Source organism: Humisphaera borealis (assembly GCF_015169395.1).
Lineage (GTDB): Bacteria > Planctomycetota > Phycisphaerae > Tepidisphaerales > Tepidisphaeraceae > Humisphaera > Humisphaera borealis.
The window spans coordinates 2,343,901-2,359,115 of sequence record NZ_CP063458.1 but is presented as its reverse complement, the minus strand read 5'-3'; the positions used below and the strand labels follow the sequence as shown (position 1 = coordinate 2,359,115).

The following is a 15,215-nucleotide window of genomic DNA, read 5'->3' as shown; positions in this document are numbered from 1 at the left end:
CGTCGATGGTCGAAAGTGGACCATCGATGGCCGAAGAGACTTGCGTGGCCTTCCGACAATCAACCGTCAACGATCGACTTTCTCATGCTTCTCGGCATTCTCAGCGATACTCACGGACGCGTCCACGCGATGGCGGAGGGGATGAGGCTCCTCCGTGCCGCCGGTGCGACCTACTTTCTTCACTGCGGCGATGTCGGAACTGAAGAGGTGCTTGACCACCTTGCCGGCGAACCCTCGGGGTTTGTCTTCGGCAATACTGATTGGGACCGCAGCACCCTTCGTCGTTACGCCGGGCAGATCGGCGTTTCCTGCCTTGAAAACTACGGCTCGCTGGACCTGGGTGGCAAGAAGATCGCGATCACCCACGGCGACGACGCCGCCCGCCTGCGGCTCGTGCTGGCCGAGCAGGAGCATGACTACCTTCTGGTCGGCCATACCCATATTGCCGGCGAGCAGCGGTTCGACCGGGTCCGCGTCATCAACCCGGGGGCGCTGCACCGGGCTACGGTCAAATCCGTCGCCTTACTGAACCTGGAAACAGACGAGCTACGCTGGATCGAGGTCGCTTCCGCTGGCGTGTGACTGATATCCTCTGCTCAGTTTCGGCCCCACGTGCTACACTCTGTGGCGGATGCAGACCCCGGGCGAATTGTCCATCACGGTAAGAAGCTATCGCGCCTCCGACCGGCAGGCGTGTCAGCGGTTGTTTCTGGAGGGGCTGATCGGGGGGCGAATTGCCGAGGGCGACGCCGGATCAGATATCGACGCGATCGACGCGCATTACATGGCTGACGAAGGCAGCCGATTCTGGGTTGCCGAAGTACCCGACGCCGCCGGTGTGCCACTGGTGGTCGGCATGGTGGGCGTGTTGACGCATCAGGAGGGCACGGCCGAAATCCGCAGACTTCGCGTGGACGAACAGTTCCGACGCCGCGGTATTGGCACTGCCCTCATGGAGCAGGCCGTTCGGTTCTGCCAGGAAAACAACTATCTGCGGATTATTCTCGACACCTACATGGATCGGGACCCGGCGATCAAACTCTTCGAGAAGTTTCAGTTCCGCCACGGCCGAACGCGCAAGACCGAGGCCAAGGACCTTCTCTATTTCTATCTCGATCTTTACGGTCGCAGGGTGCCTGAAGGGGAGTAGGAATCAGGGCCATCATCGAATCAGCAATCGTTGCTCGATAACGGCCGGAACGGGAACGGGAACGGCACCGGGGGCGGCCGGTTGATCGGCCGGCTGGGTCGCAGGGGTCAACTCCTGAACCAGCTTGCGGACATCGTCGGCAGCCGCCTGCAGAGCGTCGCCGGTCAGCTTCGGATCGAAGGTAAGCGGCTTATTCAGCACCTTTTCCAGCGAAAGCTTGGCCGCCTCGCGGACTGCGAAATCGGGATGTTCCAGGCAGTCGGCAAGGAAGTTGGGGTCGCGGCGTGCCTCGTCGGGGTTGGCGATATATCGCCGCCGGTGGGCCGCAATCAGTCGACCGAGCTGCCCCTTCTGCTCGTCGGAAAGGGACGCCGGCTCCATCCGCAGTGCCGCGAGCACACCGGCCGGTCCGAGCTCCATGAGCTGCCGCGCCGCCGCCTCTCGCGTCGCAAACGAGTCGGAATCGAGTTCGGGCAGCAGTGCCTGCACCCGCGCCGCCATCTGCGGGTCCGGCGTAATTTCCCCGAAAACGCCGTACGCGTCGGACGCGCCCGGCGTCATCCAGCTCATGTCCGAGAACTTGCGGAACAGGGGAACGACATACTTACGAAACTCGGCCGGGTGCTGGGCGCGAAGTTTGTCGATCGAATCCGCGCCGGCCGTAAACACCGACTTCTGCCGAGGACCGGCCTGCCATTCGTAGACCGTCACGCGCACAGGTTGTGTTCGGATCGCCCCGGCGTTCAGACGGGTCGAGTTGTTCTGTGAGAACGACACGCGACCCAGCACGCTCTGACCGGAAATCGACAGGTAGGTGCTGCTCTGCGATGCGCTGGTGGACCAGATCGTCTCGTCGTCCTTCACGTTCAGGTCGAAACGGTTCAGGCTTACCGATGTCGAGGGCGGCCGTACCACGCCGTTGCCGACGGCGATTGCTGATGACACCGACCGCGTAACGGTAACGACCGCGTCTGCGCCTTTTACGCGATATCGCTGGCTGCGCGCACCTGTGGATCCGACGGCTTCGAGCCGGAGCTGGTCCCCGTCCATCGACAGCCGGACAAGGTCTTCCAGCGTTGCTTCGCCGCCGTCAACCGCGCCGGTGTTCTGGTTCTTGACGTTGTCGCGCTGGGTGCGCTGGCTGCGCAGGAAATTCTCGTCGGGGCGGTTTGCCTTGGCGGCCTCCGCACCGGCTTCGTTTGCGTCTTTTGCAGGCTTCGCGTCGGCGACGACGGCGGCAACCTTTATCCGCGCCTGCGCCACGCCCACCTGCTTCTCGGCGTCCTGGGCGAACGTCATGGCAGGCATCGCTGCAAGACTCCACCCGATCGCAAAGCGGGTTATGCGTTTCATCTGGGCACCAGGTAATCAAAAGGCTCGGAATTCAGTCATTGACGCGATGCGGCAGAGTATAGCAGATCATTGATTTGAATGCAGGCGGTCCGGAGCGTGACTTTGGTCGGCGGGCACCGTCGCTAGTCGCCTGTCCGCCCGGCTGAGCCCGCAGGATGCAGGGGAAACGCCGTCCCACAGCCGGGGCACTTGGCCCAACCGGCGACCAGGGGCACAAAAGACAGATCGCGAAACCAGGGGATCTGGTCACGAGGGACCGAAGGGGCCGAGTACATATCGGACCCGCTCGTATGCGGATGGAACCGCTCTCCGGATGGCGGCCGCTGCGGTGGGGCATCGTCGCCCAAACCCATGTCTGCCAGCGCCGAATCAATCCCCAGCAGTGCGGAAAACTCCGGTAGGGCGCCGGATTCTTCGGGGTTACCGATGACTTCATGCTCGAACGCCGCGCCCGCATCGATAGGCGTTGGTCTGGCCGCCGGCCGGGATCGAGCGCGCCGCGTTCCGTCTGTGTTGTTGGAGGGTAGAGCAGTTCTCGGAGAGGGGGCGAGAGCGGCGGTGTCCTTCCCGTCGAGATCCTGCGGGCCTGCATCGGCCTCCGGCCCGATCTCGCCGCTGGCATCGGCTTCCTCGATCGATCGCACCGGGTTTTCGTCATTCAACCCGAGATCATCCGAGGTCATCGGCGTGTCGATCAGGTCCGCGAGCGTGAGAACGCTTCGCGAGGCCTCTACCAGCGTTCTTTCGGGGTCGAGCGATAGCAGGTTCGAAGCGCTGGCGAGCGCCGTTTCGCTACCCGGGCCGTCGAGTCCCAGGTCATCCGCAGTGACCTGGGCGGCGTCGAAGCCGTCGCTGCGGGTCCAGTTCTCACCTTGCGACGGCAGGGGGCTGAAGGCTGCTTCGCCGGGCCCAATTTCCATCGGCTGGACGTCGTCGAGCGCCAGCGTGTCGGCGGTTGCTCCCGTGGGATTCACGGTGATGTTTTCGGCAGCCTGCTCCGATGCTGGGGACTCAAGCTCAGGCCGGATGTACCAAATCGCGGCCGTGCCAATGCGAATCTGTTCCCCGCCGAGGAGTTCGGCCTCGCGGATGAGTCGGCCAAAGACGCGTGTTCCGCCTTCGGAGGACAGGTCGCGGATAAACCAGCGTCCGCGTCGGCGGAAGACGACGGCGTGAACGGGTGAGACGCCGATGCCGCGAACCCGCACGTCGCACCCGCCGCGCGAGCCGATGAGGGTGGTCCGCCGCTCGCCGAGGGATACGGGGGTGAAGTCGTCGCCGTGAATCTCCGCCGGAACCGGCTCTTGAATGTCGTCAGGGGCGGCCTGAGGAATGCGGCAGGAAAAGGCGAACGGCCCCATTCGCAGGCGGTCGCCGTCGGCGAGCAGCCGCTCGCGAACACGCTTGTCGTTGACGATCACGCCATTGCTGCTGGACAGGTCCCGCACGTACAGCCCGTCGCTGTCATCGACAATGAGGGCATGCGACCGGCTGACCAGGGGAGATGGCAGGACCAGATGCACGCGGGAGCGGTCGCCGACCACGCACACCGGCCGATTGATCGCGATCGGCGTTGCGATCGCGCTTCCGTCAATGGGCTTGAGAATGGGGCACTGACGTGCGGCCGTTCCGGGTCGTGCGTTGACGAGGGAGGACATCATGCCCGTATTCCGGAGCGATCCGTCAAGGGTTTCTAAAGGGCCGAATGGCAACGATACGACGGGTTAGAGTACGGGTTGTCGGGCGTCAGGGCAAAGAAAACTCTGCGTTGGGGATTACAGGCGCACATAGCAACACGAAAGCCGGGCCGCGGGCAGGTGTAGAACCCGCTCGCGACCCGGCTTTTTATCCGTTCATTGTCCAAACATGGTCAATGATTACTTCACCGCGCTGGCACCGGCTTCGGCGACGGCGTGATCGTTCTCGACGCTCGAACCTGAGACGCCGATCGCTCCGATCACGTTGCCCTTGGCGTCCTTGATCGGAACCCCGCCCGGGAATGTGATCAGGCCGCCGTTGGAGACTTCGATCTGGTACAGCGGGCCGCCGGGCTGCGAGAGCTTGCCGATCGCGCCGGTTGGCATATCGAACATGCGGCTCGTCTTGGCCTTCTTGATCGAGATGTCAATGCTTCCGAGCCATGCGCCGTCCATGCGGGCAAAAGCTTTGAGATTGCCGCCGGCGTCAACGACGGCGATGTCCATCTTGGTGTTGATTTCGGTCGCCTTGGCCTGGGCGGCCACGATCGCGGCGTGGGCCTGGGCCAGGCTGATGTCATTGACGGCCAGCGGCTTGGCCTCGGCGACGGCCGCGTGGGCAGCAGCGGCATGATCCGCCGGGGCGGGCTTGCGCTCCTGCGCACCCGTCTGCGACAGCGGCCCGGCGACCATCAGCGCGCCCGAGAACGCCAGTCCGAACATGCCGCCCCAAACCAAGGGGTTCTTGCGATTCATCATCGTTTCTCTCCTGTGAGCGTCCTGAACCGGTGCGGCCCGTCTCCAGTGCGGACCGACGCGGGACCGGATCGCCGCGGCATCATGCCTCGTCCGGCAACGATCGACAACCCGTATTCACGCAAGGTGTTTGCCGTTGATGAGACTGTCGCTCAGGACGCCGCCGTATTGCCAGTATCGGTATCGCCGTAACCGCCACCAATTTTTGGTCGGCATCGTGTCCGCGGCTACACTCCCTCCATGACCTCGGACCCACCGCTCACCGACTGGCCCGCACTCCATGGGGATGCCTTCCGCGGCCGCAAAGCGTTTGTCACAGGGGGTGCGGGATTCATCGGTTCCCACCTCTGCGAGGCACTGTTTCGTCTGGGGGCGTCTGTTGTCGTGCTTGACGACCTGACCGGCGGCAATGTCGCGAACCTTCGGCACCTGACGGGCGTTCACTTTATTCGCGGATCGATCCTCGACACCGATCTGCTGGCCCGCTGCATCCAGGGATCGGAATTGGTCTTCCACCAGGCGGCGCTGGGATCTGTGCCGGCTAGTGTCGACCGCCCGCGGCGATTCTTCGACGTCAACGTCGCTGGCACGCTTAATGTGCTGGAGGCCGCGAAGCTCGCCGGTGCCAAGCGGGTCATGTTTGCTGCCAGCAGTAGCGCGTACGGCGACAGCGAGGTGCTCCCGAAGGTCGAGACGATGACGCCGATGCCCAAGAGCCCTTACGCTGCCACGAAGGTGGCCGGGGAAGCGATGATGCGGGCCTGGGCCGGAAGTTACGGCATCGATACGGTGTCGCTGCGGTATTTCAACATCTTCGGCCCGCGGCAGAATGCCAACAGCGCCTACGCCGCGGTCATCGCTGCCTTCGCCAAGGCGCTGCTCTCTGGAAACAATCCCCAGATCTACGGCGACGGCTCGCAATCGCGCGACTTCACCTATGTGGACAACGCCGTCCACGCCAATCTGCTGGCCGCCCGGGCTTTACAGCCGCTGAACGGGGAGACGATGAACATCGCGTGTGGCGTGAGGGTTACAGTTGCGGAACTGGCCGCGACCATGGCGGGCATGCTCGACCGCCCCGACCTCGTCGCCGTTCATCACCCCGATCGGGCCGGCGACGTTAAGCATTCCCTGGCCGACCTTTCCCTGGCCAGGCGGTTGCTGGGCTATTCCCCCACTGTCTCTTTCGAGGCTGGTTTGAAGGCGACGGCGGCTTGGTACAAACGTGACGTGGGATGATCACCGACGCCGATCCCGCATCGGCCGCAAGACGCTGTTATCGGTCGCGGGGAATCGCGAATTCCGATTAGCCTTCATTGGGGTGTGGCTTTGATTCGATGAGTGGCTGACGAGGAAACCCCGTTGGTGCGTCGGCCGCATTGCCGGGAGGATAGGGGTAGAATAGGATCGCCAGACTCACGAATTGACGTCGCGAACCACCTGTAGCGCAGCAGCGAATGACTGTTCCCATGCCCGGATCCGCCGTACCAGCTTCGCCGCCGCAAGCCATTCCGCAGGCCGGTGACCCGGCGGCACAGGCAGATATCGCCGCTGCCGCCGGGGTCGAAGCAGCGGCTTTGCAGAAGATTCGCATCGTACCCCCCAAGGGCTGGCAGGCGCTGGATCTCAAGGAGCTCTGGCGGTACCGCGAACTCACCTGGTTTCTGGCCCTTCGGGATATCAAGGTTCGGTATAAGCAGACCGCATTGGGCGTGATCTGGGCCGTTCTTCAGCCGTTGCTGCAGACGTTTATCTTCACACTTCTGCTGTATCGCATCGGCAACATGGAAGGCTGGCCGGGCGTGCCCGCGACGCTCGCGGTGTTTTGCGGGATGATCCCCTGGCAGCTGTTCGAGTCGTCGTTAACCAACGCCGGCAACAGCCTGGTCGGCAGCCAGAACCTGATCTCGAAGGTCTATTTCCCCCGGCTGAGCATCCCGATCTCGACCATCATCGCGGCGATCGTCGATTTTCTGATCGCGTTCGGTTTGCTGATCGTCATGGTCGCCGTCTACGCGCTAGCGCTGGGCTATCAGTTTCGCCCGACGGCTGCCATCTTCCTGCTGCCGGTGTTCATCGTGATGGCCGTCCTGGCGGCATTGGCCGTCGGGCTGTGGCTTAGCGCGTTGAACGTGCAGTATCGGGACGTTCGGTATGTAATCCCATTTTTGGCAAGAGTTTGGCTATTTGTAACGCCGGTCGTTTACCCGGCGAAACTGATCGCCGAGAAGTACGGCCCGGTGGGTGAGATCGTCTTCGGTCTGAACCCGATGACCGGCGTAGTAGAAGGCTTCCGCTGGGCCCTGCTCGGTATGCCGGCCCCGCCGGTACTGCTGCTTTCGGTTTCGACCGCGGCCACGTTCATCCTTTTGATCGGCGGGTTGTATTACTTCAGGAGGATGGAGCAGACGTTTGCGGATATCGTGTAGTGACTTGTTTTCAGGCACGGTGGAAGTTGGGAACGAGACGTTCGGGCGTTCAGCTTTCCGATTTGAGATCAGGGTCGAGCTATTCCGACTGAGTGCTCATGTGCCGGCATGAGTTACCTGGCGGAGATCACTACCCTTTTGAACACCAGTTAAGATTCGAACTCGGTACGGTCAGGGCCTTAAGCGAGGAGTGCGAAGCATGATTCAACACCTCGAACGACAAGTTGGCAAAGGGTCGCAAAGGCGTCTTGTTCCGCGTGGCCTCTGGGTGTTCTTGTTTATGATGGTTCCGACAGTCGCTTCTGCTGACCCCAATGCCGAGTATTCCTCCCTCTTCGGTGACGAAGAGAAGAAGGTTCTTGCGACGAGCTTCACCAAGGACGACGCAGTGTTCGCCGCGAAGTTGCTTTCCCGTGCCGCCGACCTCAAGGATGCCCCGGATCTACAACGGCTGGTGCTGCAGCGGGCCGTCGAACTGGGCCAAAAGGACGCCGACGGTCTGGCTACAGCAATCGAAGCCGCGAAGCAAATCATTGCCGGTGCAAAAGGTGCCGAGAAGCTCGATTGGCGTGGCAAGCTTGTGGACCTGTACGCCGCCCAGTACAAGCGGGCGACGGGCGCAAAGCGGGCCGAGGCGGGTGAGTTCCTCCTTGGGATCCTGCAAAAGGAAGCCGACGATCTTGCGTCCGACGCGAAGTACGCTGACGCGGTCAAGCGACTAAACGAGGCAAGAGACATCGCCCGAAGCATCCGCAGCGCGCGGGTAGACGAGTTCGTCACGGCTGCCAAGGACCTACAGGCGAAACAGCAGACGGCCGAGAAGTACGACCGAATGAGGCAGAAGTTGGATCAGAACGGAGGAGATGTCGCGCATCTGGAACAGTTGATCCTGGGGTATCTGCTCGAGGTCGGAGAAACCGAGACGGCGAAGAAGCTCGCTGCGGGACATCCGGATAAGGCTTGGGAGAAAATGGTGTCCAAGCCTCCGGCTCTCTTCGATGAGCTCGCAGAAGGCGAGTGCCTTGAAGTTGCGAACTGGTATCGTCAGATGGCAGACAAACTGGCGGGCGTGGCGCGAGTTAACTCGTTGGAGCGCTCCGTCCAATGCTATGACGTTTATCTCCGCAAGCATGTGAAGCAGGATGCTGAGCGACTCAAAGCGGTAAGCCAGTACGATGAAACGAGCCGCGCACTGTTGTCCTCTCCCGGGAGTGCAACCGCGAAACTGATTCTCTGGAACCAGCGGAACAGCCAGGATCGTGATCGGGGGACGACGACGGTAAACGTCGTTGTTACGCGCGCCGATAAGGTCGTTTGGCGTCGCGACAATATCAAGCTGTATTGGTCGGCTGATGAGGATTTGCCGACCACTGTAATGGTTCCTAACATTCGTGGCGAAAAACTCCGGATTGAAGTAACCGGCTGGGTCAACATGGGCGGCGGTCTGACTGAAGTCCAGCTGCTACAGAACGGCAAGAACACGATTGGCGGTGCGAAGGTGACAGCCAGTGGCGCTCTGGTCGCGACGACTGGTCCATCGTGCCTTACGGACGGCATCCTTAACTCCAATGTTCACACAAAGGGGTATTGGCTTCTTCCCAACAAAACAGCCGGATGGGCGGAAATCGAACTGAGCGGCAGCCGACCCTAGTGCATGCTTCCATGGAAGACCTTCGTCATGCCTTCTACCGCAATCAGGATCGAAAACTTAAGCAAGCGCTATCTGCTCGGGACCTCACAGCCGTACAAGACGCTGAGAGAAACTTTCATGTCTGCGCTCCGAAGACCGTTTCGGTCGGGTCCGCGCGATAGTTCCGATGAGGCGCGTACGCTATGGGCGCTTCGTGATGTGTCACTCAAGGTGGAACAGGGGGAGATACTTGGGATTGTCGGATTGAATGGCGCTGGCAAAAGCACTCTGCTTAAGGTGCTTTCTCGAATAACCCAGCCGACGACGGGGTGTATTGAAATGGTGGGTCGCGTTGGAAGCCTCCTTGAGGTGGGAACGGGATTTCATCCCGAGTTGTCGGGTCGTGAGAACATATTTCTGAACGGCGCCGTCCTCGGTATGTCGCAGCGGGAAATTGTCAGAAAATTTGATGAGATTGTGGCGTTCAGCGAGGTGGAACGGTTCATCGATACACCTGTGAAGCGGTATAGCAGCGGCATGTATATGCGGCTTGCGTTCGGCGTCGCGGCTCACCTTGAACCGGAGATTCTCGTCGTCGATGAGGTGTTAGCAGTAGGTGACGTCGGATTTCAGAAGAAGTGCCTGCGGAAAATGGACGAAGTGGCCGGGCAGGGGCGGACCGTCCTCTTCGTCAGCCACAATATAGGTATGGTCCGCCAGTTGTGTACCAGGGGAGCGCTGCTGAGTGGGGGCCGTCTGGCGATGGAAGGCCCCATCGAAGACGTCCTGATTCGCTATGAGCGCGAATTGACCCGTTCTGCGGGCGCTGCAACTTGGGTCAATCCGCAGCCAGACACCGATACAGAGGTTGCATACCTGCAGAAGGTTGAGATCGTTGGCACAGATGGCCAGTTGGTCGAAGACGCACTGAATAGTGACTCAATATATGTTAGGATGTATGTTCGCGTGAGAGAACCTAGCGCCGTCTTCAAGGTAGGATTCGATCTAATCAAATCTGGCACGACGGTATGGCGACTACACCAAACAGATTCCTTTAATCCTCCGCGGCAGCCAGAATCGGGAATGCACGTTATCACGTGCCACATACCGCCAGGCCTGCTGAACCTTGGCGAATACTATATCACCCCGCAGATGTCACTTCATTGCGTAAGACCACTCTTGAACATCCTTAACCCGGTACTTCGGTTTCGGGTCCATTTGGATACCAGCGTGTCGTCTTTTCATGGAGTTCTAGACGAACGTAATCACCCCGGCCTCGTTTTCCCGCTGTTGGAGTGGAAGAGTGTTCTTGTTGATCACCAGCCGAATTAGCCAAGTCGAACAGTTGAGAGTCAAATGTACAGGCAGATCGCAAAGAGCATCCTATCCAAGCTTGGGCTTCAAAGAATCCCCAAGCATCGCCTACCATTGATAACGAAGCAACTCATCAAGAGCATCCTTCCGGTACAGCCAGTCATCATTGAAGCCGGTGCGCATGACGGATCGGATACGGAGGATCTCCGCCGGACAATTCCAGATTGCGAAGTTCATGCATTTGAGCCGGCCCCAGCAGTTTTTCGCCGGCTCGAAAATCGTACGAAATCAGACAGCCGGGTTCACCGCTATAACGTGGCCTTGGGCGAATCTGCATCTACGATGGAAATGCATATAAGTGCGGGGCGATCTGATGCGTCCAGTTCGCTTCTGAAACCTAAAGCCCACCTTGACGTGAATCCGGATGTTACTTTCGATGAAACGGTGAGTGTTCCGGTCGTTTCACTGGACGACTGGGCTCGGGAGTATTCGATCTCTCGGGTGGATTTTCTTTGGCTTGATCTACAAGGCTATGAGCTGCCTGCGCTGCGCGGTGGGACGCAGTTGCTGAGGAAAGTCAAGGCGATACAGGTTGAAGTGAATCTAATCGAAGTATTCGAGGGTGTCGCGCTTTACCACCAGGTACGAAGCTGGCTTGAGAGCCAGGGTTTCAAGATTCACCTTGTCGATTTTCCAGTGGATGATCAAGGCGACGTGCTTTTCGTGAGATGAGACTTGTCTTGTGTTCTGCATCGTTGAGATGGGCGCATGTCGACGCAGGTCTTTCTATCGGTCAACTCCAATCACCCTGTAGCCCGGCAGACGCCGGCCTCGGCAGGGCGATGGGGCGACACATACTTCCGATCCGATCTACAGGACGCTTCGTGCGATTACTGGGTAGTGTTCGAATCGGCAGGCAAGCATCGCAAAACACTCGAGTGCCGTAGTGGGCACGCCGTTTTTGTGACCGGTGAGCCAATGGCACTCCGGAGTTATCCGCCGGGCTATCTGCGGCAGTTTTCGACGGTTGTGACGTGCCGTACTGATATCCGTCACCCTCATGTGATTCGTTGCCAGCCGATGATTCCTTGGTGGGTTGGCATTAGTGGTGGGCACGGTCAACAGAACGTGTCCCTCGACTACGACGCACTTCGGGCCGCAGACCCTGTAAAGTCGCGGAAGCTGTCGGTTGTCTGTTCCAACAAAGTGCTGCTGGCTGGGCATCGCCGCCGTTTGGAGTTCGTGAAAGCGTTGAAGGCCCAGTTAAAGGAGGACATTGACGTGTTCGGATCAGGATTTGAGCCAATTCCTGACAAATGGGATGCACTTGCCCAATACCGGTACCATATCGCGATCGAGAACTCGTCCGAACCGGACTACTGGACCGAAAAGCTCGCAGATCCCTTGTTAGCCAAGACGTTCCCACTCTATTGGGGATGCACGAATCTGGCGTCGTACTTCTCGCCAATGTCGTTCCGCCTGCTCGATCTGGACGACTTCTCGAAGTCGATCCGTTTGGTAGCGGAAGTCATGGAGTCTGATCTTCACGTTTCTGCGCGCGACGCGCTGCAGCAATCTAAGGATCTTGTGTTAAACAAGTACAACCTCTACCCCGAGGTTTGTCGCCTAATCAGCAACTTGCCGGCGAAACGCCCTCGCGAGTTTACAATTCGTCCCGAGGCAGAGTTCGTCTCCGGCAAGGTAGCACGCGTCATTTCGCGCATTCGTCGCTCTGTCCGTCGCGTCGTCAGACCGAAGGAGTACTGACTTGAAAGACATTTCACAATTGAAACTGGGCGTAATCGGTGCCGGTGAGATATTCCGAAATTACCACCTTGCCGCGGTGCAGGAACTAGGTCTTCGGCTTGCGGCGGTCGGTGACACTAGTGACAAGGCGATCGACGCCATCAGGGGTCGCGTTTCGGAAGGAACGCGCTTCGTGAGGACCTGTACCGAAGTCGTCGCGGCGGGGATCGACTGCCTGTTGATCTGCACGCCCACCGGATTGCACGCAGAACACGTTCGGCTCGCCTTGGAGAGTGGCGTCCACGTCTTAGTCGAGAAGCCGTTGGCGTGTACTGGGAACGACGCGACCGCCCTCTTGGAACTAGCCCAGCGAAAAGATTTACAACTCCAGACAGGTTATTACCGGCGGTACCACCCAGCGAGTCAGAGGGTGAAGGTGTTGATAAGAACTTTGGAGCTTGGACGGCCGCGCCGTTGCATCGTCCGGGCCGGCAGTCCCATGTCAGGTGCTCCGGCACTCTTATTTGATCCGATTCTGAGTGGCGGTGGAGTACTGATGGATTACGGTGTCCACGTCATAGACCAGCTCCTGTACTGGTTCGATTCTATCGAAACGACCAGCTATTCCGACGACGCCTTCGATGGAGGAATGGAAGCAAATTGCCTTATCGGGATTAAGTCGACTCTAGGAGGCGTGGAGGTTCCCACCGAGGTACGACTTAGCCGTACTCATGACATTGGCTATACGGCTGATATTGAGTTTGATCACGTCATCGCATCTTACCACCTCAACGAGGGCAATCGTCTTACCTTCAAATCGCGCGAGACCTCGATGCTCGAAGGCCGACCATTAAACCTTCACGAAGACGTGGTGGTATCTCAGCGAGTACCGGCCACGATGTACTTTACCGAGCAGCTGAAACGATTTTTGACCTCGGTTCTCAATAAGCACGCGGACGATATCGCCAGTCCCATTGATTCCGTGCGAGTCAGCAGGTTCGTCGAGGAATGCTACCGCGGCGTGACTGGAAAACTACAATTCGCGTGCGGTTGGTGATCCTATGAACAATATGCCGAACGGAAGAATCGCCGTACTGGGTGCCGCGGGTGAAATCGGGGCACGCTTGGTGTTGAAGCTCATGAACGAGCGCCGCCAGGTACGTGCCATCTCACGCAGTCGCGGGGCGCGTCTGGGTCGCTGGCCGAGCATCGACTTCCATGCAACTGGCATGTCCGACGAGGCCGCGCTTGAAGCAGCGCTCCGCGGTTGCGATGCGGTGGTCAACTGCTATGTAGATAAGGGACTCGCTGGGGGCGACTCGGCGTTGATCGAGCGCAATCTTAAAGGCTGCATGCTTGCGTTGAAGATTGCCCAACGGGTCGGCGTCCGGCGTTTTATTCAGGTCAGCAGCATTGCCGTACTTCCCCCCAAGTTGACACAAGGCGCTCTGGAAAACGAGCTCCAATACTCCCGCGACTCTGATTGGTATACTCAGGTGAAGGTCCAAACAGAGAAGCTCTTTACGGTGATGGTGCCGGGAATCGACGTCGTAGTCGTCCGTCCCGGAATCGTGTACGGTCCGTACCTGTCGTGGTCGCGGTTGGCATTCCGCCGGGCGGTGGAAGGCGCTATCGCGATGCCGGAGCCTGATGCCGGCATCTGCCATGCTGTTCACGTCGACGATCTCACCCGGTTGTTGGTGCATTGTGCCGATGCCGACAAACTAAGTCGCCGCGTCCTTTACGGGGTCAATCCGGAAATCTTGCGATGGACTCAGTATTTTGACGAGCATGCGAGAGTGATCGGACAGCCGCGAAGAACGGTTGGTTACTCGCAGGCGAACCTCATCGCGATAGCACGCAGGCCGACTGGTGTGCGTGAGATCGCAAAGTGGGCCTTCAACTCCCCGTTGATACCCGAGTCGCTGCGCAATTCTGCGATACTCGGACGATTGGCCGGGCGAGCACGGAAACTTCCGGCAAGGGAGATTAGCATCGCTGTAACGAACAGCGCAGGGACTATCACTTGGCCGACCTCTTTCGAAATCGATTTGTTTCAGAGTGACGCGATCTTTGCTAGCACTATCACGGGGGGAGCAGACGGCTTTGAGTATTCGATCCCTTTCACCACGGGGGTCAAGTCGGCTGGAGATTGGTGGAACGACATACCCGGGTGAGGAACCATGCGACCTGCTCTCTCGATCCTCGTCCCAGCCTATAACGCTGAGAGGTTTGTGCGATCCGCGATGGAGAGTATTTCTCGACAGACGTTCGGCGACTTTGAAGTGATTATTGTCAATGACGGCTCGACCGATGGAACGCTCAATGTACTCCGACGACACGCGGATTCCGATGGTCGCTTCAAGATCATTAGCCGAGCGAACCAGGGCCTGACTCGATCGCTCAACGAGGCGTTGGCAGCGTCGCAAGGCGACATCATCGGTCGGATGGACGCCGATGACATTGCTCTTCCAACCCGTCTTGCTTCGCAGATGCGATTCCTGGCTGACCATCCGAAGGTGGTTGCGGCGGGAACGGCAGCTTTGATCACTGATCCCGGCGGACTTCCAATTGTCAAGGCCTTCACCTACACGTCGCATGACGACATCGACCGTGTTCACCTCGAAAAGGCAACATCGGCGATTGCACACCCATCGGCTGTTGTTCGGCGATCGGCACTCGACCGAGTTGGCGGATACCGTCCGGAACTTGAACCGGCGGAGGACTTAGACCTTTGGTTGCGCCTGGCCGAAGTCGGCGAACTCGCCAACCTCCCGGAAGTTCACCTTCGATACCGGCTTCACATGTCCAGCGTGAGCGCCAGACGGACTGGCGAACAACGAAGCCAATCGCGGCGGGCGGTGACCGAAGCCTGCAATCGGCGGAGCATCCCAGTGCCGCCGGATCCAAATACTGCTAGTGTATCAGACACAGTTCTTCCGATGCAGCAGTGGGCTCGAACTGCTGCACAAAATGGATACTTTCGCTCAGCTTGGACACTCGCCATGCGAGCCGTGAATCAGGCGCCGCGAAACCTCGAGTCGTGGCGAGTGCTTGCACTTGCCGCGATGGGGGAGAACGCGCGTCATTTACGCGATGCATGGAAGATTCTCCGACTGAGTCGGGTTCGCGATTGAGCT

General features: G+C 59.4%; 14 protein-coding genes. 11 read left to right on the top strand and 3 right to left on the bottom strand.

Going from position 1 to position 15,215, the window contains the following annotated elements; translation table 11 throughout:
• Window positions 1-84 precede the first annotated feature (84 nt).
• Entirely contained in the window at window positions 85-582 is a 498-nt protein-coding gene (locus IPV69_RS08720) for a metallophosphoesterase family protein (RefSeq protein WP_206294690.1), read from the top strand.
• Window positions 583-631: 49 nt separating this feature from the next.
• Window positions 632-1,150: a GNAT family N-acetyltransferase gene (locus IPV69_RS08715; RefSeq protein WP_206294689.1), complete on the top strand. Its 519-nt coding sequence runs from the start codon at window positions 632-634 to the stop codon at window positions 1,148-1,150.
• Window positions 1,151-1,162: 12 nt separating this feature from the next.
• Here the strand turns inward: IPV69_RS08715 and IPV69_RS08710 are convergent, their stop codons facing one another.
• The 3 genes from IPV69_RS08710 to IPV69_RS08700 form a co-directional block, all read right to left on the bottom strand.
• Window positions 1,163-2,458, bottom strand: a complete 1,296-nt coding sequence (locus IPV69_RS08710) for a hypothetical protein (RefSeq protein WP_206294688.1) — start codon at window positions 2,456-2,458, stop codon at window positions 1,163-1,165.
• Between the two features lie 167 nt (window positions 2,459-2,625).
• Window positions 2,626-4,164 (bottom strand): FHA domain-containing protein, encoded by a 1,539-nt coding sequence (locus tag IPV69_RS08705; RefSeq protein ID WP_206294687.1) that lies wholly within the window; start codon window positions 4,162-4,164, stop codon window positions 2,626-2,628.
• A 216-nt stretch (window positions 4,165-4,380) separates the two neighbouring features.
• Entirely contained in the window at window positions 4,381-4,791 is a 411-nt protein-coding gene (locus IPV69_RS08700; RefSeq protein WP_390884400.1) for a GlcG/HbpS family heme-binding protein, read from the bottom strand.
• 405 nt (window positions 4,792-5,196) lie between these two features.
• On the opposite strand from IPV69_RS08700, the gene IPV69_RS08695 reads away from it, so the two are divergent.
• The 9 genes from IPV69_RS08695 to IPV69_RS08655 all read left to right on the top strand — a co-directional run bounded on the left by IPV69_RS08695 (window position 5,197) and on the right by IPV69_RS08655 (window position 15,212).
• A complete protein-coding gene (locus IPV69_RS08695; RefSeq protein ID WP_206294686.1) occupies window positions 5,197-6,195 on the top strand; it encodes an NAD-dependent epimerase/dehydratase family protein in 999 nt (332 codons plus the stop codon).
• Window positions 6,196-6,425: 230 nt separating this feature from the next.
• A complete protein-coding gene (locus tag IPV69_RS08690) occupies window positions 6,426-7,385 on the top strand; it encodes an ABC transporter permease (protein ID WP_206294685.1) in 960 nt (319 codons plus the stop codon).
• Between the two features lie 199 nt (window positions 7,386-7,584).
• Window positions 7,585-9,036 carry a hypothetical protein gene (locus IPV69_RS08685; RefSeq protein ID WP_206294684.1) on the top strand — a complete coding sequence of 484 codons (1,452 nt, stop codon included), beginning with the start codon at window positions 7,585-7,587 and terminating at the stop codon, window positions 9,034-9,036.
• A gap of 27 nt (window positions 9,037-9,063) precedes the next feature.
• Window positions 9,064-10,347, top strand: a complete 1,284-nt coding sequence (locus IPV69_RS08680) for an ABC transporter ATP-binding protein (RefSeq protein ID WP_206294683.1) — start codon at window positions 9,064-9,066, stop codon at window positions 10,345-10,347.
• A 24-nt stretch (window positions 10,348-10,371) separates the two neighbouring features.
• Complete coding sequence (locus IPV69_RS08675; RefSeq protein WP_206294682.1) at window positions 10,372-11,061, top strand: FkbM family methyltransferase; 690 nt, start codon at window positions 10,372-10,374, stop codon at window positions 11,059-11,061.
• Between the two features lie 36 nt (window positions 11,062-11,097).
• Window positions 11,098-12,096 carry a glycosyltransferase family 10 domain-containing protein gene (locus IPV69_RS08670; protein ID WP_206294680.1) on the top strand — a complete coding sequence of 333 codons (999 nt, stop codon included), beginning with the start codon at window positions 11,098-11,100 and terminating at the stop codon, window positions 12,094-12,096.
• Window position 12,097: 1 nt separating this feature from the next.
• Complete coding sequence (locus IPV69_RS08665) at window positions 12,098-13,132, top strand: Gfo/Idh/MocA family protein (RefSeq protein WP_206294678.1); 1,035 nt, start codon at window positions 12,098-12,100, stop codon at window positions 13,130-13,132.
• Between the two features lie 4 nt (window positions 13,133-13,136).
• Window positions 13,137-14,252, top strand: a complete 1,116-nt coding sequence (locus tag IPV69_RS08660) for an NAD-dependent epimerase/dehydratase family protein (protein ID WP_206294676.1) — start codon at window positions 13,137-13,139, stop codon at window positions 14,250-14,252.
• Window positions 14,253-14,258: 6 nt separating this feature from the next.
• Window positions 14,259-15,212 carry a glycosyltransferase family 2 protein gene (locus IPV69_RS08655; protein ID WP_206294674.1) on the top strand — a complete coding sequence of 318 codons (954 nt, stop codon included), beginning with the start codon at window positions 14,259-14,261 and terminating at the stop codon, window positions 15,210-15,212.
• The last annotated feature ends 3 nt before the right edge of the window (window positions 15,213-15,215 follow it).

Bases quoted from the DNA above. Each gene is read 5' to 3' on its own strand.
- IPV69_RS08720 (WP_206294690.1), top strand. From the start codon at position 85: ATGCTTCTCGGCATTCTCAGCGATACTCACGGACGCGTCCACGCGATG.
- IPV69_RS08715 (WP_206294689.1), top strand. From the start codon at position 632: ATGCAGACCCCGGGCGAATTGTCCATCACGGTAAGAAGCTATCGCGCC.
- IPV69_RS08710 (WP_206294688.1), bottom strand. From the start codon at position 2,458: ATGCCTGCCATGACGTTCGCCCAGGACGCCGAGAAGCAGGTGGGCGTG.
- IPV69_RS08705 (WP_206294687.1), bottom strand. From the start codon at position 4,164: ATGATGTCCTCCCTCGTCAACGCACGACCCGGAACGGCCGCACGTCAG.
- IPV69_RS08695 (WP_206294686.1), top strand. From the start codon at position 5,197: ATGACCTCGGACCCACCGCTCACCGACTGGCCCGCACTCCATGGGGAT.
- IPV69_RS08690 (WP_206294685.1), top strand. From the start codon at position 6,426: ATGCCCGGATCCGCCGTACCAGCTTCGCCGCCGCAAGCCATTCCGCAG.
- IPV69_RS08685 (WP_206294684.1), top strand. From the start codon at position 7,585: ATGATTCAACACCTCGAACGACAAGTTGGCAAAGGGTCGCAAAGGCGT.
- IPV69_RS08680 (WP_206294683.1), top strand. From the start codon at position 9,064: ATGCCTTCTACCGCAATCAGGATCGAAAACTTAAGCAAGCGCTATCTG.
- IPV69_RS08675 (WP_206294682.1), top strand. From the start codon at position 10,372: ATGTACAGGCAGATCGCAAAGAGCATCCTATCCAAGCTTGGGCTTCAA.
- IPV69_RS08670 (WP_206294680.1), top strand. From the start codon at position 11,098: ATGTCGACGCAGGTCTTTCTATCGGTCAACTCCAATCACCCTGTAGCC.
- IPV69_RS08660 (WP_206294676.1), top strand. From the start codon at position 13,137: ATGAACAATATGCCGAACGGAAGAATCGCCGTACTGGGTGCCGCGGGT.
- IPV69_RS08655 (WP_206294674.1), top strand. From the start codon at position 14,259: ATGCGACCTGCTCTCTCGATCCTCGTCCCAGCCTATAACGCTGAGAGG.